This is a genomic window from Streptosporangium pseudovulgare (genome assembly GCF_014648055.1).
In the GTDB taxonomy this organism is placed as follows: domain Bacteria; phylum Actinomycetota; class Actinomycetes; order Streptosporangiales; family Streptosporangiaceae; genus Streptosporangium; species Streptosporangium pseudovulgare.
This window is the reverse complement of record NZ_BMQJ01000007.1, coordinates 243,299-267,096: the sequence shown is the minus strand read 5'-3', so window position 1 is coordinate 267,096 and position 23,798 is coordinate 243,299. Positions and strand designations below refer to the sequence as shown.

The 23,798-nt window shown below is 70.8% G+C and carries 9 protein-coding genes; 6 read left to right on the top strand and 3 right to left on the bottom strand.

Translation table 11 applies throughout. From position 1 onward, the window contains the following. Nucleotides 1-109: 109 nt before the first annotated feature. The 6 genes from IEZ10_RS16450 (at nt 110) to IEZ10_RS16425 (ending at nt 20,297) form a co-directional block, all read left to right on the top strand. Nucleotides 110-2,944: a DEAD/DEAH box helicase gene (locus tag IEZ10_RS16450; RefSeq protein WP_229811327.1), complete on the top strand. Its 2,835-nt coding sequence runs from the start codon at nt 110-112 to the stop codon at nt 2,942-2,944. Further along, nucleotides 2,941-8,226: a class I SAM-dependent DNA methyltransferase gene (locus IEZ10_RS16445; RefSeq protein ID WP_189247375.1), complete on the top strand. Its 5,286-nt coding sequence runs from the start codon at nt 2,941-2,943 to the stop codon at nt 8,224-8,226. The genes IEZ10_RS16450 and IEZ10_RS16445 overlap by 4 nt, the downstream gene beginning before the upstream one ends. A gap of 124 nt (nt 8,227-8,350) precedes the next feature. Continuing rightward, nucleotides 8,351-14,899: a DEAD/DEAH box helicase gene (locus tag IEZ10_RS16440; RefSeq protein ID WP_189247374.1), complete on the top strand. Its 6,549-nt coding sequence runs from the start codon at nt 8,351-8,353 to the stop codon at nt 14,897-14,899. 61 nt (nt 14,900-14,960) lie between these two features. Continuing rightward, nucleotides 14,961-17,201, top strand: coding sequence for a UvrD-helicase domain-containing protein (locus IEZ10_RS16435; protein WP_189247373.1), 2,241 nt, complete (start codon nt 14,961-14,963; stop codon nt 17,199-17,201). Beyond that, complete coding sequence (locus IEZ10_RS16430) at nt 17,198-18,103, top strand: serine/threonine-protein kinase (protein WP_189247372.1); 906 nt, start codon at nt 17,198-17,200, stop codon at nt 18,101-18,103. Before IEZ10_RS16435 ends, IEZ10_RS16430 begins: the two co-directional genes overlap by 4 nt. A 13-nt stretch (nt 18,104-18,116) precedes the next feature. Then, nucleotides 18,117-20,297: an N-6 DNA methylase gene (locus tag IEZ10_RS16425; RefSeq protein ID WP_189247371.1), complete on the top strand. Its 2,181-nt coding sequence runs from the start codon at nt 18,117-18,119 to the stop codon at nt 20,295-20,297. 128 nt (nt 20,298-20,425) lie between these two features. Here IEZ10_RS16425 and IEZ10_RS16420 read toward each other — a convergent pair whose 3' ends face one another. The 3 genes from IEZ10_RS16420 to IEZ10_RS16410 all read right to left on the bottom strand — a co-directional run bounded on the left by IEZ10_RS16420 (nt 20,426) and on the right by IEZ10_RS16410 (nt 23,343). Then, complete coding sequence (locus IEZ10_RS16420) at nt 20,426-20,845, bottom strand: PPOX class F420-dependent oxidoreductase (RefSeq protein WP_189247370.1); 420 nt, start codon at nt 20,843-20,845, stop codon at nt 20,426-20,428. Nucleotides 20,846-21,049: 204 nt separating this feature from the next. Continuing rightward, the gene (locus IEZ10_RS16415; protein WP_189247369.1) at nt 21,050-21,586 is read right to left on the bottom strand and encodes a hypothetical protein; all 537 of its coding nucleotides are present in this window, start codon (nt 21,584-21,586) and stop codon (nt 21,050-21,052) included. Beyond that, entirely contained in the window at nt 21,583-23,343 is a 1,761-nt protein-coding gene (locus tag IEZ10_RS16410) for a methyl-accepting chemotaxis protein (RefSeq protein WP_189247368.1), read from the bottom strand. The genes IEZ10_RS16415 and IEZ10_RS16410 overlap by 4 nt, the downstream gene beginning before the upstream one ends. Nucleotides 23,344-23,798: the final 455 nt, after the last annotated feature.

Sequence of the window (23,798 nt, the reverse complement as noted above, 5' to 3'; positions counted from 1 at the left end):
GACCGCCGATCACCGCCCGCAACCCCCGCGAGAAACCCGAGACCGCCGAGACCCCGGGCGGCACCCCGAAGGCCGCTCACCCCCGAAGCGCTCTCTTCCAAGGAGAACCGTGCCCCAGACGCCGTACCCCCCCGGTGCCCGGATCGAGGTCCGCGACGCGGAGTGGATCGTCCGCACCTGCGGTCCCGCCGAGCCCATCAGACCCGGGAGACCGGGTGGGACCCGCATCACCGCGGTCGGCGCCTCGGAGTTCGTCCGCGACGAGGACGCGGTCTTCTTCACCGCGATCGAGCGCGTCACGCTGATGCGCCCCGAGGACACCGTCCTGGAGCACGACGACACCTCCCGGTTCGCCAAGAGCCGTCTCTTCCTCGAAGCGGTGCTGCGCAGGACGCCGCTGCCGCAGACGGAGAAGGGGCTCGCCCTGGCCGACCGCTTCCTGCTGGACCCGCTGCCCTACCAGCGGCGGCCGGCCCAGCTGGCGCTCGACGGCCTGCGCCCGCGGATCCTGCTCGCCGACGTCGTCGGTCTGGGCAAGACGCTGGAGATCGGCCTCATCCTGGCCGAGCTGATCCGCCGCGGCCGCGGCGACCGGATCCTCGTGGTCACCCCGCAGCAGGTGCTGGAGCAGTTCCAGCATGAGCTGTGGACCCGCTTCTCCATCCCGCTGGTCCGCCTCGACTCGGTCGGCATCGAACGCATCCAGCGGGAGATCCCGGCGGGCCGCAACCCGTTCACCTACTACAAGCGGGTCATCGTCTCGATCGACACCCTCAAGAACGTCGGCAAGTACGGCCAGCACCTGGAGAAGATCCACTGGGACGCGGTCGTCATCGACGAGTCGCACAACCTCATCGGCGAGAAGAGCTTCCGCAACCGCCTCGCCAGGCTGCTGGCCCGTAACACCGACGCGCTGCTGCTGGCCAGCGCCACCCCGCACAACGGCGAGAGCAAGTCCTTCGCCGAGCTGATCCGCATGCTCGACCCGGCCGCGATCGCCGACGACACCGAGTACTCGGCCAAGGACATCGCCCACCTCTACATCCGCCGCACGAAGGTCAACCCCGAGGTCCGCGACCAGATGGGGAGCAAGTGGCCCGACCGCGGACCCTCCGTCCCGCTGCACTGCGCCGCCACCGAAGCCGAGGAGAGGATCTTCGAGGAGCTGACCCGGGCCTGGCTGGCCGGCGATGCCCGGGAAGGCGGCCCGGTCGTCGACGCCAAGCACCGGCTCTTCCCCTACACGCTGCTCAAGTCGTTCCTCTCCTCGCACGTCGCCCTGGCCGCCACGGTCGGCAACAGATTGAAGAAGGCCACGGAGAGCCGTGAGATCGAGGGATTGAAGGTCCTCGCGGACCTGGCGGCGCGGGTCGGCGACGACGACTCCGCCAAGCTCCGCGCCCTGGTCACCCGGCTCGGGGAGATCGGCGTCGGCCCGCGCGGCGACACCCGGGTGGTGGTGTTCTCCGAGAGCGTCCCCACCCTGAAGTGGCTGAAGCGGACCGTGCCCGCGCGGCTCGGATTGTCCGGCGACGCCGTGGAGATCATGCACGGCGGGCTGTCCGACATCCAGCAGCAGGAGATCGTCGAGCGCTTCTCGCTCGCCGACAGCAAGATCCGGATCCTGTTCACCGGTGACGTCGCCTCCGAGGGCGTCAACCTGCACCGCCAGTGCCACCAGCTCATCCACTACGACGTGCCGTGGAGCCTGATCCGCATCGAGCAGCGCAACGGCCGCATCGACCGCTACGGCCAGCAGCACGAGCCCCGGTTCACCGCGCTGATCCTCACCTCCGAGGTCGAGGGCGCCAAGGACGACCGTACGGTCGCTGAGAAGCTCCTGCTCAAGGAGGAGACGGCCCACCGGCACTTCGGCACCGCCGAGGCCGTCACCGGGGAGTACCGCGCCGAACGCGAGGAGCGCCGCCTCGTACAGGACCTCCTCGCCGGCCGGACGGTGGAGGAGTCGCTCGAATCGCAGGCGGGAGACCCTTTCCTGGCCAACCTGCTCGGCGACAATCCCACCGGCGGTCAGCAGGGGGGCCACCAGGCCGCCGAGCCGCCCCGGGCGGACGTGCCGCGGCTCTTCACCGGCACCGAGGCGTTCGCCCGCGAGGCGATCGACACGCTGGGCCTCCTGCCCGGCCTGGAGGACGACGGCGAGATGCTCGCCTTCGACCCGCCGAAGGACCTCGTGCACCGCCTGTCGGCGCTTCCGTCCTCGTACCTGCGCACCCACGACGTCCGCAGGCGGATGAAGGTCACCTTCGACCGCGCCCTGGCCCGGCGCAAGCTCGACGAGGCCCGCCGGACCAAGACCATGTGGCCCGACATCACCTACCTGTCCGACCTGCACCCCCTCGTCGAGTGGCTGACCGACAAGGTCCTCGTGCAGCTCGGTCGCCAGCGGGCCCCCGTCGTCATCGCCGGCGTGACCGAGCCGACCTTCCTGATCCAGGGGATCTACTCCAACCGCCGCGGCCGACCCACGGTCGTGGAGTGGATGGCGGTCAGCGGCCCGCCCGGGGCGCTCGCCGTACAGGGCCGGTCGATGGTCGAGGTGCTCGCGACGGCCGGGGTCGGCCCCGGCATGGTCAACACCGGCCTGAAGCCGGACCTCGAACCGCTCCAGCGGATGGTGCGGCCCGCCGTCGCCGTCGCCCGCGCCCACCTGGAGGAGAGCCGCGCCCACTACGACGCCGAGGTCACCGCGCCGCTGGAGAAGTACCGCGAGCGGCTGGCCGACTGGGAGCAGCTCACCCTCGACGGCCTGCACGTCTCCCAGGTCGGCCGGAAGGAGGCCGGCGTGCGCGAGACCGCCGACGAGCAGCGGCGACTCCTCGAATCCCTTGAGACCACCGGCGAGCCGCTGCTGCGGATCCTCGCCGTGCTGATCCCCGCCACGCCGGACTCCGGCACGACCCAGCAGGACGGGCACCCGTGAGCTTCGACTCCATCGTCAACCGCGGCGATTACTTCTCGGCCCACTACCTGGCCGAGGTGCTGCCCAAGGACCTGAAGAGGTCCGGCGGCCTGCTCTCCCGCTGGAACGAGCGGGAGAAGGCGGGAGAGGCCACCCCGCGCCGGGGCCTGCGGGCGCTGGGCAGGCCGTACTTCGCAGACCGGCCGCTCTTCGCCGACTTCGACGCCCGGCTGCGCGCGGGTGAGCTCACCGACCCCGACGAGCGCGCCGAGTGGCGCAAGAAGCTGACCGAGCTGCACGGCGAGACGCTGAAAGCCCTCGGGTTCGCCGAGACACCGCGCGAGCTGACCGTGGAGCGGGCGGGCCGTGAGTACGCCGTCCCGGTGGCCCGCGCCGACCGGCACCTCATCGCCGTCGAGTGCGGCTGGGCCGCCGACGTGGACGCCGCCCTCGACGAGGACCTGGCCGGGCGGCTGCTGGAGCCTGTTCAGCTCGACGGGAACGAACGGATCACCTCCGGCGCCAGGCTGGCGTCCTGGCTGTTCGCGGGCGACGAGCCGCCGCGATACGTGCTGATCCTCGCCGGCGGCGTGGTCATCCTGGCCGACCGGGCCACCTGGGGCGAGGGCCGCTACCTCGCGGTCAGCCTCGATGTGGCGCTGGGCCGCAACAACCCCGCCGAGCTGGAGGTCGTCGCCGCGCTGTTCGGCGCCGACTCCCTGCTGCCCCCCGAGGAGGGCGGCTCCGAGCCGCTGGCCGAGCTGCTCACCAACTCCCGCAACCACGCGGTCGGCGTCTCCACCGAGCTCCGCAAGGGGCTGCAGCAGTCCGTCGAACTCATCGCCAACGAGGTGCTCGACCGGATCCGCCAGGCCGAGATGCCGCTGGACGACGGCACCGTCCGCCAGGTCCGCCCCGAGGACGTCATGGAGCCGGGCGCCCTCGCCAAGGAGCTGGGCCGCGAGGCGCTGCGCTACCTCTACCGCATCCTGTTCCTGCTGTACGCCGAGGCCCGGCCGGAGCTGGGCATCCTGCCGACCGACGACGAGGACTACGGCCGGGGCTACAGCCTCGCCCGGCTCGGCGACCTCGTGGTGCGCGACCTGGTGGGGGAGGAGGCTCGCAACGGCTTCCACCTGTACGAGTCGCTCGACCTGCTGTTCCGCCTGGTCAACGGCGGCGATCTGGACACCGGCGACGACGACGGGGAGACGGCGGCGGACGCTCCGGAACCCGCGGCCAGGGAGGAAAGCGGTGGGTCACGCGGCGAGGGGCTCCGGTTCGAGCCGCTGCGCGCCGACCTGTTCGACTCCCGGCACACCGGGCTCATCGGCCGCGAGGCGATGGTCGTGCCGGGATACGACGAGGACGACCCGGACGCGCCGAGGATCGACACCCGGCTGCGCAACGCGACCCTGCACCGGGTGCTGCGGCTGCTCATGCTCACCCGGGGCCGGCGCAAGGAGCGCGGCGGCTTCATCTCCTACGCCCAGCTCGGCATCAACCAGCTCGGCGCGGTCTACGAGGGCCTGATGTCCTACACCGGGTTCATCGCCGCCGAGGAGCTGTACGAGGTCGCCAAGAACGGCGACCCCAAGGACGGCTCGTGGATGATCCCCGCGTCCAAGGTGGACGACTACCCCGAGAGCGTGTTCGTGCCCGCCGTCGACGAGGACGGCAACCGGACCGGCGAGTACGTCCGCTACCGGGAGGGCGCGTTCGTCTACCGCCTCGCCGGCCGTGACCGGGAGACCAGCGCCTCCTACTACACGCCCGAGTCGCTGACGAAGGTCACCGTCCAGCTCGCCCTGCAGCACCGCCTCGACCAGGAGGGTACGGTCACCCCGGCGCGCGAGATCCTGGAGTGGAAGATCTGCGAGCCCGCCCTGGGGTCGGGCGCGTTCCTCAACGAGGCCGTCAACCAGGTGGCCGCCGAGTATCTCCGCCGCCGCCAGAAGGAGCTCGACGTCCGGATCGACCCGGACCGCTACGAGGACGAGCTGCAGAAGGTCAAGGCGTACGTCGCGCTGCACAACTCCTACGGCGTCGACCTCAACGAGACCGCCATCGAACTGGCCGAGGTCTCCGTCTGGCTCAACGTCATGTACCCCGGCCTGCGGGCCCCCTGGTTCGGCCTGCACCTGCGGCGCGGCAACTCGCTCATCGGTGCGGGCCGCCGCGTGTACGGCCCGGCGTCGCTGACCAAGGGCGCCTGGCTGAAGGAGGCCCCCGAGGACCTGCCGTTCTCGGCCGGCCCGCTGCCCAAGGGCAAGGTCCACCACTTCCTGCTGCCCGCCGAGGGCTGGGGCGCGGTCGCCGGGGCCAAGGAGGCCCGCGAGCTGGCCCCGGCCGAGGTGAAGCAACTGGGCGACTGGCGCAGGCGGATGCGCGCCAAGGTCTCCGACAAGAAGTCCGGCGGCCGGAAGTCCTCCCAGCTCCAGCGGCTCCAGGCGCTCTCCGGACGGGCCGAGTACCTGTGGGACCTCGTCGTCCAGCGCCTGACCATCTCCGAGCGGGAGATCAGCCGCCGGATCGACGTCTGGGGCGCCGACTGGATCGACCAGCCCGCCGACGCCGTGCGGAAGGAGAAGGTCTACGGCGACCTGGTCGCGCCGGGCACGCCGTACTGGCGGCTGAAGAAGGTCATGGACGCCTGGTGCGCGCTGTGGTTCTGGCCGCTCGACCGCGCGGGCCTGCTGGACGGCACCGCCGATGTCTATGCGCGTCGCGCCGCTGATGCACCGTCTGATCACGGATCAGACGGTGTGTCTCCGGCCGTACGGGGAGAGGTACGGCCCGAGCCCGCCGAGGGGGCCACGAAGCCGGCGGAGTCCGCGAAGGCCGTGGAGCCTGTGGAGCCTGTGGAGCCTGTGGAGCCTGTGGAGCCTGTGGAGGCGCCCGGCTTCGGGGGGAGCTGGGAGACGGAGTCGCTGTTCGACCTCGGCCTGCCCAAGCAGACGAGCCTGGACGGCTTCGCCCGTGAGTCCCGCCGCAGCGTCGGCCGCAAGTCGAGCCCGGTCTTCGAGCCGCTGCGCCCGGTCATCCCGCTGGCGAACCTGGACGACTGGCTCGACTTCGCCGAGGCGATGCTGGGCCGCGCCGACATCCCCGCGGACTCGCTGGTGGAGAGCTTCGCCTCCCTGGCGGACCTGGAGGTGTACGAGGACGAGCTTCCGGCGTGGATGGGCATGGAATCGGCGAATCGGCTGCCGGAGCGTTTTCCGTGGTTCGACGTCACCGAGGACATCACTGAACAGCAGGGCTTCTTCCACTGGGAGCTTCAGTTCGCCCAGGTCTTCCACAAGGGCGGTTTTGACCTTCAGGCAGGTAACCCGCCATGGGTGCGTCCCGAATGGGATGAACCGGAGGTTCTTGCTGAGCAAGAGCCTTGGTTTAAGCTGCTTGATACCGCTTCGACCAACATTTACTCTAGCCGCCGTCTAGATCTGTTGGGAAGCGAGTTTAGGTGGAACTACCTTAGAGAGCGATCCATTAATTCTGGATTGGCGGAGTATCTAGGGTCTCCAATAATTTATCCGCCGCTATCAGGAACCCAGCCTGACCTCTACCGCGCATTCATGGTCAAATGTTGGACAAATTCTGGACGTTTTGGAATAATCGGCTTAATTCATCCCGATAGCCATTTCGGTGGCGCGCGAGGCGAAGCCGCTCTCCGGGCCGAAGCTTATCCGCGCCTCAGAATTCATGCGGAATTTGTAAATGAAAAGAGGATTTTTTCCGACCCCGTTAGCCACACAAAGCATTTTGGTGTCCACATTTATGGAGAGCCACGTAAAATAAGATTTTTGCATCTTAGTTGGCTCTTTTGGCCCTCCGTTCTGGAGCAGTCGCTTATTCACGATGGCTTAGGCGCTCTTCCTGGTGTAAAATTCAATGGGGATTGGGACCTGCGGCCGCATAGAGATCGCCTAATTGAAGTAAATGAGGATGTCCTCAGGATGTGGCAGCCTATTACTGGCGATGTGGGAGTGCCTCTGAATAGAACAAAGCTTCTCTATCCAATCCTGCGTCAAGAGTTAGGGGTAATTGCCGGACTTGGGCGAATTGAGAAGCGACTGGGTGAGGCCGGAGCTCAGACTAGTGATGGATTCCATGAAAAGGGGGCAAAAAGTCGTAAGATAATTAAGTGGGAGACTGCGGACCCAGGAGATTGGTCTGAGGTGGTTCTAAAGGGGCCACATTTCTCTGTAGCGACACCCTTTGCAAAACAGCCTAATATGTCAGGATTGGGCAAGAGCGACTATGATGTATGGGACCTAAGGGAACTTCCAGTCGATGCGGTTCCATGTACGGATTATCAGCGAGCCCTGCCTAAGGATGAGTATCGGAAAGCGCATCGCCAAATCTGGGTTGATCATTCTTATCTTGAAGATCTCCTGAATTTCAAAGCCAAACTTAGTGAGGTGGAATCCTCAAATTTGACAAGGGGTGAATTGGAGAGTTTGGCCATGCGGCCATATGTGGACTTCTATCGGATCGCATGGCGTAAAATGGTGGCTGATAATACCGAGCGCTCTCTGTTTGCTGCCTTGATCCCCCCCGGTCCTGCTCATATAGACGGCGTCTATAGTATGTCGCTTCCAGGTCTGCGTGAAACGGCTCTCGCTGCGGGGTTTCTAGCATCACTACCACTGGACTACATGCTTCGCCTGCTGGGGAAAAAGAATTTTCATGGCAGTGATGCTCAGGCTATGCCCGCTCCAAGCCCCCACCATCCACTTGCGGGTCCACTCCTGCTGCGTACCCTTCGGCTCAACTGTCTAACGGATGCTTACAAAGACATCTGGGAAGAGCTGTTTGATGATATGTGGACTCAGGAAAAATGGGTTCGCGGGTGGGGCTTGATGGAGCTCGGTGCTGTTAGCGGCCGCTGGGAGTGGAGTACGCCGCTTCGTGCAGAGTATGAGCGCCGTGCAGCGCTCGTCGAACTTGATGCAATTGTCGCTGTATGGCTTGGGGTTGCTGTCGAAGACCTTGTTGCTATTTACACATCGAGATTCCCCGTTCTAAGCGGCTACGAAAGCGAAATGTATTTCGACGCTGCAGGTCGACAGGTTGGTCGAAAGCAAAAAGGCTTTGGGCAACCATCTGAAGCATGGAAGCAGCTCATGGCCCACCTAGACCCCGAGGTCAACGGCCCCGTCCCCGACGGCTACACCGCCCCCTTCTACAAAGCCGACCGCGAAGCCGAGTACCGCCAGGCGCACGCCGTCTTCTCCGAGCGGCTCCGCCGCTCCGACTGGCAGTCGCCGGCCGCCCCTGACGCGGGCGGCGCGTCATGACGGGAACCGCCGCCGTCACCCCGTTCCGGCCGGGCGCGGCCCTCCTCAATCCTGATCAGACGGTGTCGCGGGCACGGGCCACGTCCGGGTGCCGGCGGACCGTACGACACCACCTGGAGGTCGGGTGAGACCGACGCTGGCCGCCGATGAGTTGCGGCGGAGCCTGACGCAGTACCTCACGACCACCTTCGCCCTGGCGGAGCAACCCGTCCGCAAGGCCCTGGAGCGGTTTCTCAACCACCCCGAGCAGGGCATCTTCCGCGGCCCCTACCTGCGGATCCGCACGCCGTTCCGGGTGGCGGAACCAGGGTGGCGCGACGTCCTGGAGTGGGCGCCGCCCGGCGACTGGACACCGTACCGGCACCAGGCGGCGGCCTTCCGGCGGCTCAGCACGCTCGGCAAGGCGGCCGAGCCGACGCTGATCACCACCGGCACCGGCTCCGGCAAGACCGAGTCGTTCCTCGTCCCGGTGCTCGACCACTGCCGCAGGGAGCGGGCGAACGGCCGGCACGGGGTGAAGGCCGTGCTGCTCTACCCGATGAACGCGCTGGCCACCGACCAGGCGCACCGGATCAACGACTACCTGCTCCACCAGGACCTGCACGACGTGACCGCCGCCCTCTACATCGGCGACACCCCCGAGACCGGCTATCAGAAGGTGATGACGCAGCGGGCGGAGATCCGCCGCAACCCGCCGGACGTCCTCATCACCAACTACAAGATGCTCGACCTGCTGCTCCAGCGCGCCGACGACCTGCCGCTGTGGCGGGACGCGGCCCTGGCGTACGTCGTGGTCGACGAGTTCCACACCTACGACGGCGCGCAGGGCACCGACGTGGCGATGCTGCTGCGCCGCCTGGCCGCCGCGACGGGTCACGCCCGGCCGGGCAGCCCGCTCGGCGGCATCTGCCCGGTCGCGACCTCCGCCACCCTCGGCGAGAGCCGCGGAAAGGACGGCGGGGCCGCCGGCACCGCCGCCGTCCGCCGGGTCGCCGAGCAGGTCTTCGGCACGCCGTTCCCCGAGGACGCCGTGGTCGGGGAGGACCGGCTCGCCGCCGAGGAGTTCGTCGGTGACATCGACGTGACGCTGCCGCTGCCCGACGTGCAGGACCTCTCCGGCCTTCCCGACCCGCTGCGCGACCCGGGCGCGATGGACCTGGTCGCCGCGGCGGTCACCGGGCGCAACGGCCTCGACCCGCAGGCGCTGGGCGCGGTGCTGAAGGAGCACATCCTCACCCAGGCGGTGCTCGACCTGCTCGGCGACGGCCCGAAGACGCCGGCGGAGATGCTGGAGCTGCTGCCGCGCCGGGGCGCCTACGGCTGGGGCACCGCCATCCGCAACTCGCCCGCGCAGGCGGCCACCGCGCTGGCGAGGTTCGTGGCGCTGCTGTCGCACGCCCGCGACCCGGAGGACCCCCGCAGGCCGTTCCTGCACATCGAGACCCACGTCTGGGTGCGGGCCGTCTCCCGGCTGATGCGGCTGGTCGACCACACCCCGGCCTTCGCCTGGATCGGCGAGCTGCCCGTGCTGGACACCGACTCGACGTTCAACGTGATGGGCAAGAGCCTGCTGCCCTCGGTGTACTGCCGCCACTGCGGGCGGTCCGGCTGGGCGGCGCTCTCCCCGGAACGCGACCCGGCGGAGCTGGTCACCAGCCCGGAGCGGATCTACCGCGCCGCCGTCGGGTCGGAGAAGAAGCGCGTCCGGCCGCTGATCCTGGCCACCCGGAGCGAGGCCGAGGGGCGGGTGCAGAACCTCGCGATCCTCGAATCCGACCGGGTCCGGCCGCTCGACCCCGCCAGGGACGAGTACGGCCGGGAGGGCATCGTGTTCGTCCTGACCGACCTGGACACCAGGCCCGAGGCGAACAACGCCGCCGAGCAGGACCGCTGCCCGGCCTGCCGGGTGGACCAGGGCATCCGCTTCCTGGGTTCCGGGCTCGCCTCGCTGGCGGCGGTGACCGTCACCCAGCTCTTCGCGGGCAACCAGCTTGAGGTCGAGCAGCGCAAGACGCTGCTGTTCAACGACTCGGTGCAGGACGCCGCCCACCGGGCCGGGTTCGTGGCGAACCGGTCGTACGCGTTCTCGCTGCGCCGGCTGCTGGCCGGCCGGCTCGACCCCGAGACGCCGACGCTGCTCAACGACCTGATGGCCGACCTGGCCGCGGCGGCCAGCGAGGCGGACGTGCTGCCCGCCGTCGTCCCGCCCGACCTGCACGACCGGCCGGAGATCGACGCGATCCTGGCGCAGGAGACCACCGGTTCCAAGACGGCGTGGGACCTCATCGGGGAGCGGCTGGCCTTCGCGACCGTCATGGAGCTGGGTCTGCGCTCCCGGCAGGGTCGCACGCTGGAGCTGACCCGCACGGCCGCCGCCGAGGTCGTGCTGGCCGACCCGGAGAAGATCGCCGCCCTCGCCAGGGACGCGCACACCGGCATGGCCGGGATGATCGAGCTGGCCGCCGACGACCGCTACCTCGTCTACGTCCGGGGCCTGCTGGAGCGGCTGCGCCGCAGCGGAGCGATCAAGCATCTCTGGCTCGACCGGTGGATCGGCAACGCCGGGACCAGCAGGTACGGCGCGATCTGGGGCAGGCGTCCGGAGGGGATGCCCGCCTTCCCCAAGGGGCTGTCCGCGCCGGCGTTCCTCCTCGACCGGCAGAAGCGCAGGTCGGAGTTCGACCGGATCGACGCCGAGCAGGGCTGGTACCAGGACTGGACCACCCGCTGCCTCGGCCTCGGCCGGGGCGCCTCGGGGGAGTACCTCTCCCGGCTGCTGCCGCTGCTCGCCGGAGAGGGCGTGATCTCCGTACGGACCGCCGAGGACGGCGCGACCCGGGTGTACGGCCTGCAGCCCGGCCACATCCAGGTCCGTCTCCTCACCGACTCCCAGGTCAACGACGCCGGGATCGGCTGCGACACGTGCGCCTGGGTCCAGACCGTCCACCCGCTGCTGTTCGACGACTGGTACGGCCAGCCCTGCCCGCGCTACCGCTGCCACGGCCGACTGACCGACCGCGGCACCCAGGACCACCGGCTCGACTACTACCGCGACCTGTACCTCGCCCGGGGCGGCCGGGGCGCGTTCCGGGTGGTCACCGCCGAGCACACCGGCGCGCTGACCCGCAGGCAGCGCGAACAGGTCGAGCAGCGCTTCCGCGACGGCACCCGCTACAACGACCCGAACACGCTGGCCTGCACGCCCACCCTGGAGCTGGGCATCGACATCGGTGACCTGTCGGCGGTGATCCTGGCGTCCCTGCCGCCCGGCCCGGCGAGTTACGTGCAGCGGGCCGGCCGCGCGGGCCGCCGTACCGGCAACGCGTTCCTGGTCACCATGGTCGGCCGGTCCCCGCGCGACCTGTACTTCCTCAACGAGCCGCGCGACATGATCGCGGGGGAGATCATTCCGCCGGGCAGCTACCTGTCGGCGGTGGAGATCCTGCGCCGCCAGTACGTCGCCCACCTCGTCGACCTCTGCGCCCGGGGCCGCCTCGGTGGTGTGCCGCCGCTGCCACGGCTGGCGTCGGCGCTGTTCGGGGAGACGGGCTGGATGGCCGGGTTCACCGCCGCCGCGCTCGCGGACGGCGCCGCCCTCGCCGAGGGCTTCCTCGGGCTGTTCGGCGACTCGGTGAACCCGGAGGCCGCCGGGGACCTGCGGCGGTTCGCCACCGAGGACCTGGCGCGGGTCGTGGACGAGGCGAGGCGGACGTGGGGGCAGCGGCTGACGGACCTGCGGGAACGGCTCGACGCCATCGACGCCGCGATCGAGGCGCTGCTGGAGTCGGACCCCGGGCAGCGCGCCCAGAAGCGGGCGCTGACCGCCGAACGGCGGGCCGTGGCCAGGCGCATCGGTGAGATCGGCCGGCAGAACGCTCAGGGCGCGCTCGTCGAGCTGGGCCTGCTGCCGAACTACTCCCTGATCGACTCCACCACCGCGCTGGAGGCGACGATCACCTGGGAGGAGGAGGTCGAGGGCGGCAAGCGCTACCACAGCGAGGTCAGGGAATACCAGCGCCCGGCCCGGCTGGCCCTCACCGAGCTCGCCCCCGGCAACTCCTTCTACATGCGCGGCTACCAGCACCGCGTGACCGGCCTGGACATCGGCACCCCGTCGCGGCAGGCGTGGGAGCAGTGGCGGGTCTGCCCCGACTGCGGCCACGTCCGGACCACCCTCGCGGAGAAGGACACCGCCCCGTGCCCGCGCTGCGGCGGCCAGGATATCGGAGAGCTGGACTCGCTGTACGGCGTGCTGCGCCCGACCCGGGTGACCGCGCACGACCGCCGCGACGACGCCCAGATCCGCGACGACCACGAGGACCGGCAGCGCCGCTACTACGAGACGGCCGTCGCGGTGGACATCGCGCCGGAGGACATCGCGCCCGGGTCGTGGCGGCACAAGAAGGCGGTCTTCGGCGTCGACTTCACCCGCAAGGCGGTCATCCGGCGCTTCAACCTCGGCACCACCCGCTACGACCGGCCGGCGACCGACAGGTTCGCCGGGGAGGACGTCCGGATCAACCCCTTCCACACCTGCCCCGCCTGCGGCGGCACGACGGTGGACGGGCCGCCGCAGTCCGCCGCCCAGGCCGCGCTGACCGCCACCTCCCTCGCCGACCCGGCGCGCAGGCACCACCGGCCCTGGTGCGTCCACCGGCGCTCCGCCCACGACGCCGAACACGTCAGGCTGATCCTCGCGCACGAGCTGCGCACCGAGGCGCTGCGCATCCTGCTGCCGGTCGCCACGCTGCTGATCGAGGAGCGGATGGCCTCGTTCGAGGCCGCGCTGATGGCCGGGGTGGCGGCCGAGTACGGCGGCGACCCCGCGCACCTCGCCGTCGTCACGGCCACCATGCCCGACCAGGAGACCGGGCGGCGGCGCCGTTTCCTCGTCCTGCACGACACGCTGCCGGGCGGCACCGGCTACCTCCACCGCCTCTCCACCGACGAGGGGTTCCGCCGGGTGCTGGAGGCCGCGCTGGAGATCGTGGCCGGGTGCTCCTGCGGGGAGGACACGGTCAAGGCGGCCTGCCACCGCTGCCTGCTCGCCCACGTGCCGGGCAACAGGTACGACAAGGTCAGCCGGGCCGAGGCGCTCATCATGCTGCGGGAGCTGCTCGACGACTGGGGCACCGCAACGGTCGCCACCACCGGCGCCATCTCCCTGTGGGACCAGGTGGAGAGCGAGCTGGAAGCCCGTTTCCTCGGCGGGCTCGACGCCTGGGCGCGGCGGGCCGACACCCCCGGCACGCTGGGCCGGGGCGGCGTCGTGGGCGGCAAGAAGACCGCCGACCTGCGCGTCGAGGCCGCCGACGGCTCGATCGTGCACTGGCAGATGATCCTGCAGAACACCATCAAGGGCACCCGCCCCGACGTGCTGTTCCGCCGGCTGGACGACGCGCCGCTGGAGGTCGCCGTCTACCTCGACGGCTACAACTACCACGCGTCGCCGCAGAAGAACCGGCTGGCGGGCGACGCCGCGAAGCGCGCCGTGCTGCGCGCGCACGGCCGTCCCGTATTCCAGCTCACCTGGGACGACCTCGACGACTGGGAGAAGCGGGGGCACGCCCCCCTCGGCAGGGGTGAGCCGGCCCGCGCCCCCTACCTGGGCAACGCCCAGGCCGCCGCCCGGCAGCTCTACCGCATGTTCACCGGCGACCGCGACCCCGAGGAGCTGGTCCGCACGGTGTGGGCCAACCCCGTCGACGCCCTGCTCGAATTCCTGCGGGAGCCGGACCTCGACCTGTGGCTGCACCGTGCCGGAGCCGCCGCCGGCGGGCTGCTCACGCAGGCGGAGAGGAGCACCTCCGGCCCGGACGGGGTGCCGGAACGGCTGACGGCCGCGCTCCGCGGAGAGCCGCTGCCCGCCGGGGCTCAAGGCCAGGGCGGCATCACGACCGCGCGCGCCGTGGACCACTCCGGCTGCCCGGTCGCCGTGGTGGCCGACTCGCGCGGCGGCCTGGTCGTGACGGCGTTCGCCGTGATCGACGACACCGACGAGACGATCCGGGCCGACGAGGAGGGCCACCGGCGCCGCTGGGCGGCCTGGCTCCACTGGGGCAACGTGCTGCAGTTCCTGGACGCCGGGGGAGGGGACGGCGGCCAGCTCGCGCTCAGCGACCTGGACGCCTTCGATCCCTCACTGCTCGCCGTGACCGGGGGAGCGGGCGTCCGGGCGGTCCTCAGCCTCCTGCCCGCTGACGACCCGGCGGACGAGCAGGACGAGGCGGACGAGGCGGAGACGGTCCCGATGCGGGTCGTACGGCCCGCATCGGACGACTCCGGGACACGCGTCGTACCGAAGCCGGCCGTACCGGCGCCGGCCGCGCCGGAGGAGGTGATCGCGGGGCCTGATCCGCGCTGGGAGAAGGTCTACGACCTGCTGGACCCGGAGGAGCCCGGCCTGGCCGAACTCGCCCGGGAACTGGCCCGGCTCGGCGTGCCCGCCCCCGCCTCCGGCGACGTCGGGTTCGAGCTGGGCGAGCAGGCATGGCAGGCGGAGCTGGCCTGGCCGTCGGCCAACGTCGCGGTCGTGCTGGCCGGTGACGACGACGAGGCGCACAGGCGGAACGAGGCGTACGCCGCGGCCGGCTGGGACGTGCGGGACGTGGGGGGCTGGGACCCCGGGGAGCTGGCCGCGCTCATCGGCGGACGCGGAGACAGGACGGAGTGACCATGCGGGGTGAGGGGCCGGCCGCGCTCATCGGCGGACGCGGAGACGAGACGGAGTGAACATGCAGGGTGAGGCGACGCTGCGGCTGCTCGACAAGGCGGACAGGGAGATCTTCAAGCTTCCCCGCGAGGTCAAGGGCGCCATCTACGACTTCCAGCACAAATTCCGGAGGGACCCGGCGAACCCGGGCCTGCGCTTCAAGCAGCTCAAGGGGCACCCGAGGCTGTACTCGGCGCGGGTCAACCAGGACTACCGCGCGCTGCTGCTGCACGCCGGCGACTCCGACTACATCCTGGTGGCGGTCAAGCACCGCAAGGACGTCTACGACAACCTCGACCGGTTCGCCTACCAGATCAACCCGGTCACCGGCGGCATCGAGTTCCTCGACCTGGTCTCCATCGAGGAGACGATCCACTCCGGAGCATCCCGTCCGGATCCCCGGCCCGGCCCGGCGCCGGAGCCCGTGCCCGCGCCTGAACCGAAGACGCTGTTCGCCGCCTTCACCGCCGAACAGCTCCTCTCGCTCGGCGTGGCCGAGCCGCTGATCGGGCTGATCGCGAAGATCACCACCGAGGACGAGCTGCTCGGCCTGACCGAGTACGCGCCGCAGCTCACCACCGAGGTGCTGCTCGCCCTGCACGACGGCAGGACCTACGAGGAGGTCCTCGACCAGGTCACCACCCCCGTGGCCGCGGACGAACCGGTCGACGCCGAGGACTACCAGACCGCCCTGACCCGGCCCGCCACTCAGGTCACCACCGACGACACCGCCCTGCGCGAGGCGCTTGAGGAGGGCTTCGAGCGCTGGCGCGTCTTCCTGCACCCCGCCCAGCGCAAGGTGGTGGAGCGGGAGTACAGCGGGCCCGCCAGGGTCAGCGGGGGACCGGGCACCGGCAAGACCATCGTCGCGCTCCACCGGGTGAGACACCTGGTCGACCGGCTCGGCCCGGGAGACGACACCCCCGTCCTGCTCACCACGTTCAACAAGAACCTCGCCGCGGACCTGCGCCAGCGCCTGCTGGTGCTCGCCGGGAACGAGACGGCCAGGCGAGTCGAGATCGTCAACATCGACAAGCTCGCCACGCAGATCGTCGCCGACGCCGAACCCGGCGGGCACCGCCGATGGATCGACGACACCAAGGCGCTGCAGGAGTGGGAGCACCTGCTCGACGAGCAGGGGGAGACCCGGTGGGACGCGGAGTTCCTGCACGCCGAGTGGTCCCACGTCATCCTCGGCCAGTCGATCAACTCGCGCGCCGACTACTTCCGCGCCCGCCGCGCGGGCCGGGGCCGGCCCATCAGCCGGGAGGACCGGGCGGCGATCTGGCAGCTCGTCGAGCGCTACGTCAAGCGGCTCGACGAGAAGGAGGTGTGGACCTACCGGCAGGTGGCCGAGAGAGCCGCCCGGCTGGAGATCGAACGGGCCCGGCGGCGGGCCTCCTACGAGACCGACCAGATCAGTTCGGTCAAGGTGCAGCGCGAGTCGGGGATCTGGCACCGCCCCCGGTACCGGCACATCGTCGTGGACGAGGCGCAGGACCTCAGCGCCGCCCACTGGAAGATGCTCCGAGCCATGGTCCCCGAGGGCCCGAACGACATCTTCCTCGTCGGTGACACCCACCAGCGGATCTACGGCAACTACGTGTCGCTCGGCAGCCTCGGTGTCAACATCCGGGGACGGTCCTCCAAGCTCACCCTCAGCTACCGGATCACGCAGGAGAACCTCAAGGCCGCCCTCGGCATCCTCGGCGAGGAGGAGTGGGACGACCTCGACGACAAGCGCGAGGACCTGTCCGGGTACCGGTCGGTCCTTTCCGGCCCGCGCCCCGTGCTGCGCCCGGCGTCCACCTGGGCGGCGGAACTGAACGCCCTCGCCGACCAGATCAGGGAGTGGGACGCCCCGGCGCTCTCGTCGATCGCCGTCTGCGTTCCCGAGCGCCGCATGGTCGCGGAGGTCGAGAACCGGCTGGGCAAGGCCGGCATCAAGGCCGTGGCCATCGGGCCGGACGGACCCAAGCTCTGGGATGCTGTCCACGTCGGGACGATGCACCGCTTCAAGGGTCTGGAGTACCAGCGGATGATCCTCGCCGGGGTCGCCGACGGACTGGTCCCCTCCGGCCGCGCCCTGCAGTACGAGCACACCGATCCGCTGCGCTACCGGCGCGAACTGCGGCAGGCCCGGTCGCTGCTGTTCGTCGCCGCCACCCGGGCCAGGGACACCCTGGTGATCTCCTGGCACGGGCAGAAGAGCAGGTTCCTGGGATCCCAGGAATCGCCGGGACACCCAGGACTTTCGGGTTGAGGACGATCGCCGGGCGTTACAAGCTGGCCGGCCCCATCGCTCGCGGCGGCATGGGAACGGTCTGGCAGGGGTCCGACCTGCGGCTCAACCGTCCCGTGGCGGTCAAGCTCATCTGCGAGGAGGAGTTGACGGCCAGGAAGGACGCGACCCGCCGCTTCTATCGGGAGGCGCGGATCACGGCCCGCCTGCGCCACCCCGGCGTACCGGTCGTCTACGACTTCGGCAGCGACGACGATGAGCTGTTCATGGTCATGGAGTACCTCGACGGCCACATGGTGCAGGACGTGCTCGCCGAGCACACGCCGCTGCCGGTTCCGTGGGTGGTCCTCATCGGGGCGCAGGTCTGCGCCGTCCTGGCCGCGGCGCACGGAGCCGGGCTGATCCACCGGGACATCAAGCCCGGCAACCTCGTGGTCTGCGCGGACGCCACCGTCAAGGTGATCGACTTCGGGGTGGCCACCTCCTTCGGCCCCACGGAGTTCTCACAGATCACCGCGGCCGGGCAGATCCCCGGAACGGCCCGCTACATGGCCCCGGAGCTCCTGGACGGCGCGGAGGCGAGCCGGTCCAGCGACCTCTACACGGTCGGATGCCTGCTGTACGAGCTGCTCACCGGCTCGCGCCCGTTCGCCTCCCGGGACCTGCTGACGGAGATCGACCGGAGCCGGCGCGAGGACCCGCCCCCCATGAGGCGGCCGGACGTCCCCCGCGAGCTGAAGGAACTGACGTTCCGGCTGCTCGCCAAGTCTCCGGAGGGGCGCCCCGACGACGTGGCCCGGGTCTTCGAGATACTGGCACCCCTGGTGAGGACGGTGCCGCCGCTGCCGGGGCTGGTGAACAGGGATCTGTCCACCGATCCCGTGCACATGTACGCGGCGGCCGTCCAGCGCGTCGGTACGTAGGTTTGGGGTTCCCATGGGTGACAGCGCCACGGTCGCGGCCGCGGACATCGCGCGGCTGGCCGGGGTCGGGCGGGCCGCGGTCAGCAACTGGCGCCGCCGGTTCGACGACTTCCCCGTGCCGGTGGGAGGAACGTCCAGCAGCCCGCTGTTCTCCCTGACCGAGGTGGAGGAGTGGCTGCGCCGCCAGGGCAAGCTGGCCGAGGTCCCCCTCGGCGAGCGCGTGTGGCAGGAGTTGCGGGCCGGCGTCGAGGACCTGCGCCTGGCCGAGGCCGTCGGCCAGGTCGGCGCGTTCCTGCTCTTCCTCGACCGGTCCCCGAAGACGTGGGCGAAGCTCGCAAGGAAGGACGACGACGCGCTGTCCGCGCCGCTCGCCGCCGAGCTCGCCATGGACGACCTCCCGGGGCCGACAGGTGCCTCTCCCGGCAGGCCGCCCGCCGCCGGGTCCGCCCTGGACGACCGCCCGGAGCGGGGTGAGGCCGCCGGGCCTTCCACGGTGTCCGTCCCGCTGCTGCGCTCCGTCGCCGAGCTGGCCGCCGAACGGGGTGCCGCCGCGACCTTCGACTTCCTCTGCGAGCGCTACCTCGACGCCCACTCCCGGCGCGTCGTGACGCTGTCACCCGACGTCGCGGACCTCATGACGACCCTGTCCGCCGCCGGGGACGGCGTGGTCCTGGACCCGCTGTGCGGGCTCGGAACGCTCCTGCTGTCCGCAGCCGCCTCGGGCGCGACCGCCCTCTCCGGCCAGGAACGGGACGAGCACGCCGCCCGCATCGCCGCCGTACGGCTCCTGCTGCACGGTCACCCGGCGACGGTCCGTGTCGGCGACGCCCTGCGCGACGACCGGTTCGCCTCCCTCCAGGCCGACGCCGTCGTCTGCGGTCCGCCCTTCGCCGAACGCGCCTGGGGCTACGAGGAGCTGGCCGGGGACGTCCGCTGGCAGTACGGCCTGCCCCCGCGCGGCGAGCCGGAGCTGCCCTGGGTTCAGCACGCGCTGTTCCACCTCAGGCCCGGCGGCCACGCCGTGGTCCTGATGCCCTCGGCCGCCGCCGACCGCCGCTCTGGACGCCGCATCCGGGCCCAGCTCCTGCGCGCGGGCGCGCTGCGCGCCGTGGTCGCCCTGCCCGCCGGGACCGCCCCGAACGCCCTCGGCTCACCTCACCTGTGGGTCCTGCGCAAGCCCGAGCATGGCGACCCGATCCCGTCCCACGTCCTGATGATCGATGCCGCCGACCTGCCCTGGCCCCGGGTACGGGAGACCGTCCTGGACGGCTGGCGGTCCTTCACCGTCGTCCCCGGGGGAGCCGCAAACGCACAGGGGGGAGCGGGTCTTCGGGGGACCGCGGAAACGCAGGTGGGCGTGGACACACCGGGAGCCGTACCGCTCATCGAGCTGCTGGACGAGGACGTCGACCTGACCCCCGCCCGCCACGTCACGGGCCGGTCAGCCGCGGGTACCGGACAGGAGTTCACCGCCTCGCTCGACGCGCTGGCCGCCTCCGCCGCCGCGCTCCAGCGGGCCGTCGAGGAACTGCGCACGCTCACCGCGTCGGCGGACGAGCTGCCCAGGACCACGGTCGCCGAGCAGGTCAGGGCGGGCACGATCGTCGTCTTCCAGGCCCCCCGCGGCGAGCCCGGCGCGGGCGCGGTCACCGTTCAGCAGGCGTCCCCCGGCGAGCCCGATGCGGGCACGACCCCGATGCTGACCGTCGAGGACGTGATCGCCGGACGCCCGCCCACCGGCCGCGCCGAGCCCGCCCCCGGCTCCGTCGCGTCCACCTCCGGCTCCTCGGCCCCGTCCGCCCCCGGCTCTGTCATCCTCGAACCCGGCGACGTCGTCGTCCCGGCCGGAAGCCGGTCCTTCGCCGCCCGTGTCGTCACCGAGGGCGGCGCGCTCCTCGGACCCGGCCTGTACCTGCTGCGCCCCGACCCCGAGCGGGTCGACCCCGACTGCCTCGCCGGCTTCCTCCGGATCGCCGGCTCCCAGACCTCCCGGCGTGGCCAGACCGGCAGCTCCCGCTCCGACATCCGCCGCGTGGAACTGCCCCGCCTGCCCCTGGCGGAGCAGCGCCGCCTCGGTGACGCCTTCCGGCGGCTGGCCGCCGTGGAGGCCGCGACGTCCGGCCTGGCGGAGCGGGGCTCGACCCTGGTACGGCTCGGCATCCAGGGCCTCGGCGACGGCACCCTCCGCGGCTGACCGCCTTCCGGCCCGATAGCTGTAGGGCACGCCCCGCCGACCCGTGACGCGCGGTTCCCCGGCTCTCCAGGGTGCTCCCGCGCCGACCCGCGACGCGCGTCTTCCCGGCCCGTCCCGGCCCGCGGCCGTCAGGCCTGGCTGCTGTCCTTGTGCTCGCCCCAGCCGTGCCAGCGGTCGACCTCGATCCAGGCGCTGACCCGCTTGCGGTCCCGCCGCGGGTACGGGTTGCCCCCGTAATGCCGCGACAGCCGGTCGATGTCGCTCATGTCCTCGTCATCACGTATCTCGACGACGCGCCCGATGATGCTGACATGGGTGTACCAGTTGCCCTCGTCGAGCACGGTGAGCGTCACCCGGGGGTCGTTACGCAGGTGGTCCAGCCGCTTACGGCCCTCGTCCATGTTGACCAGGATCCGGCCGTCGTCCTCCCAGAGGTACCAGGTGGCCGTGGACACGGGCTGGCCGTCGGACCGGAGCGTCGCGATGACGGCGGGGTTCGCCTTCTTCAGCATCTCGACGGCGCCCTCGGGAAGCGGCGGGTTCGACATGGGCTCTCCTCTTTCGGCTCGGCGTTCCCCGAGTTACGGGTGACGCGTGTGATTCATGAGAAGTATGTCCACGGCGTCGCACTCGAATACCGTCAGATCTCACGCTTCCCATCTGTCGTCGTGGTGGCTCTGCGTGGAGGCTGAGCTGCCGGAAGAACTCCGGCAGGGCGGCGGGGGAGCATCTCCCCGCTCATCGCATGATCCTCAGCTCTTGTCGGTCGCCGGGGCGCAGCCGTCCGAGACGAAGTAGATCTCCATGGAGATCATTCCGCCCGGTGCGGACAGGTCGTGGAAGTTCCGGGTGGCGGCGGCCCCGAAGACGCTCGGGTAGGCCTTGCGCGCCGCCTTGTTGACCCGGGTGGCCAGGCGCGCGCCCTCTCCCGGGCCGCTGCCCGCGCCGAAGGTCAGCACCATGCCGGCGTGCCGCCCCGTGAGGCGGTCCTGGTAGGTGAGCAGTTCCTTCTTCACCTGCGCGTTCAGCACCTTACCGTCGGCCCCGGGGCTCACCCGGAAGGTGACCTTCACCGGCTCGGCCTTCACCCCGGCGACGCGGGTCGCGCACGGGGAGGGGCTCGGGGCCGGAGTGGCCGTGGCGCTGCCGGTCTCCGGCCCGGCCGGCGCCTTCGGCGGCTCGGGCGGGGCCTGGGCGCCGAGCATGATGATCGTCAAGCCGAGGAGCAGGTCGGCGAAGAGCCAGCCGGCCAGCAGCGTCGGGCGGGAGACACTCGGGCCGACTCTCATACGGGTCCACCGGCGCCGCTCGGGACACCGCCGGCCACGACTTCGCTGGCCACGACGCTGTCGGCCACGACTCCGCCGAGAACACCACCGGCCATGGCGCCACCGGCCACGACTCCGCCGGGAACGCCGCAGGAAGCGGCGCCGTCCGGAACGACCCCACCGGACGCGACGCCATCGGAGGTGACGAGGCCCGCCGCGGCACCGTTCGGTACGGCGCCGCCGATCACGTCGATAGCCCGGTCCAGCGCGTCCTGGAGCCGGACGATGGCGTGCGTCAGGTCGGAGAAGTCGCCCTCTGTGACCTCCTTGATCCGGAACGGCAGGCCCGCGAGGACGCCGTCCAGCATGGCGGGGAGCCGGTCCAGGGCGTCCCGCGTGTCCTCCAGGACGTTGGCCGTCCGGCCCGAGATGCCGGAGACGATCTCGATCCGGGAGGCGTGCGCGCCCGCGGCGTCCGACCAGTTGCCGAGGGCGTCGCGGATCTCGGCGCCGACGGTGCCGAAGGCGTCCCGGAAGTCGGCCGACGTGCCGGTGAGCGCGGTGGCCAGCCGGTCGCCGACGGAGGCGACCGCCCGCTCGGTGCCGGCGCCCATCGCGCCGACGGAGACCGCGACGCGGTCGACGGCGACGCCGATGCCGGCGGCGTTGCCAGCCAGCTCGCCGACCCGGGCGTCGAGGACGGCGACCGTCTTCCGGATGGACTCGACGGAGCGGACCAGCTCCTCGTTGAACGACTCCCGCAACCCCAGGGTGGTCTGCGAGATGGCGGTGGCCAGCTGGTCCCCGGCCTGCCCGACCGCCTCGGTGGCCCTGGTCCCCGCGTCGTCCACCACCGAGGAGGTACGGTCGACCGCCGTCGCGAGGTCGATGCAGGCGGCGTTGATGCCGGTGAGGTGCCGGTCGAGTGACCCGATGGAGCCCTGCACGTCGGCGGCGCCGGCCACGAGCGCGTCCGTGGTCTTCTGCGTCGCCTCCAGTGCCCGGGTCAGCGCGTCGACCAACTCCGTCTGGGCGCGGCGGGTGGTGTTCCCCACCCTGTTGATCTGGGTCGCCGCCTTGGTGAGTTCGGCGGTGAAGCGCGCGGGGGAGGCGAGCCGTACCTGGCCGAGCGTGAGGCTCGCCCGGGTCAGGGCGTTCCTGAGCCTGCCGCGCAGTACCGCCAGCTCCCGGTCGAGGTCCCTCTGCCGCCGGTCGGCGGCGTCCTCCTCGCCGTTGCGGAGCCGGTGGTCGGCCACCGTGACGACGACGAGGACGCCGATGGCTCCCAGGGTGAGCAGGGCGACGTTGTCGAACTCCCAGAACTCGGCCAGCCGCCCGCCGAAACCCTGCTGCCACATCTCCAGGAAGGGGTGCCGGGCCGCCTCGACGCCGTCGGCCTTGAGCGTCTGGCCGTAGGCGTCGGTCGCCATCTTCAACCCGAGCCAGGTGACGACGATCGGCAGGAAGACCAGGACGTGGCTGAGGATCGGCACCCACCTCCGGAAGCCGGAGCCCCGGGAGGACGGCTTCGCCTCCGGAGAGCCGGACAGGTCCCCCGGGTGGTCCCCGGCGCCGGACGGGAGAACCGTGTCGCCGGGCGCGAAGGCCGAGAAGAGATCGACCTCGCACCAGCGGACCGCTTTCCCGTTCTCCGGGATGTCGTTCTGCCCGGTTTCGGCGATCGCGTCGGCGAGGTCACGCAGCTGCTCGCCGCGCGCCGCCAGGTACGGGTGGTCGGCGAGATCGCGGAGCTCGGTGACGAGCGTGTGGTCGGTCACGGACGTCCGACCTCCTCTCGTGGGCGGGGGAGTACGGCGGGGCTGGACGGTTCCGATGGATCGATCCAGGAGGTGGCCTGCGTGATCATGATGTCAGATATCACGCATTTCAACGAAGGCAGAGCCGAGTCCCGGCTCTCGGTCGGCCGTCTCGGAACGTTCGTCGCCCTCCGGTGACCCGGTCGGGCCGCCTTCTCCTCCGGCGACCTCTCCCTTCACGGGTCACAGACCGGCGAGCCGTACGGCGGGCGCCGCGGGGCAGCCGCCGGTGAGGAGTGAATGGTGACCAGCGCGCTCCCCATCGGCGCGACACCCCCGAGGGCACGCCCCTCCCGGAAGCGGACACGGACACGGACATGGGTGCGGACCGGGACGGCCCGTCATCGGTCGCCTGGCCGGCCTGTGGCCGAAGGTCTCAGGCGGCCTCGTATGCCGCGTTCCTCGTCATGCTCGAG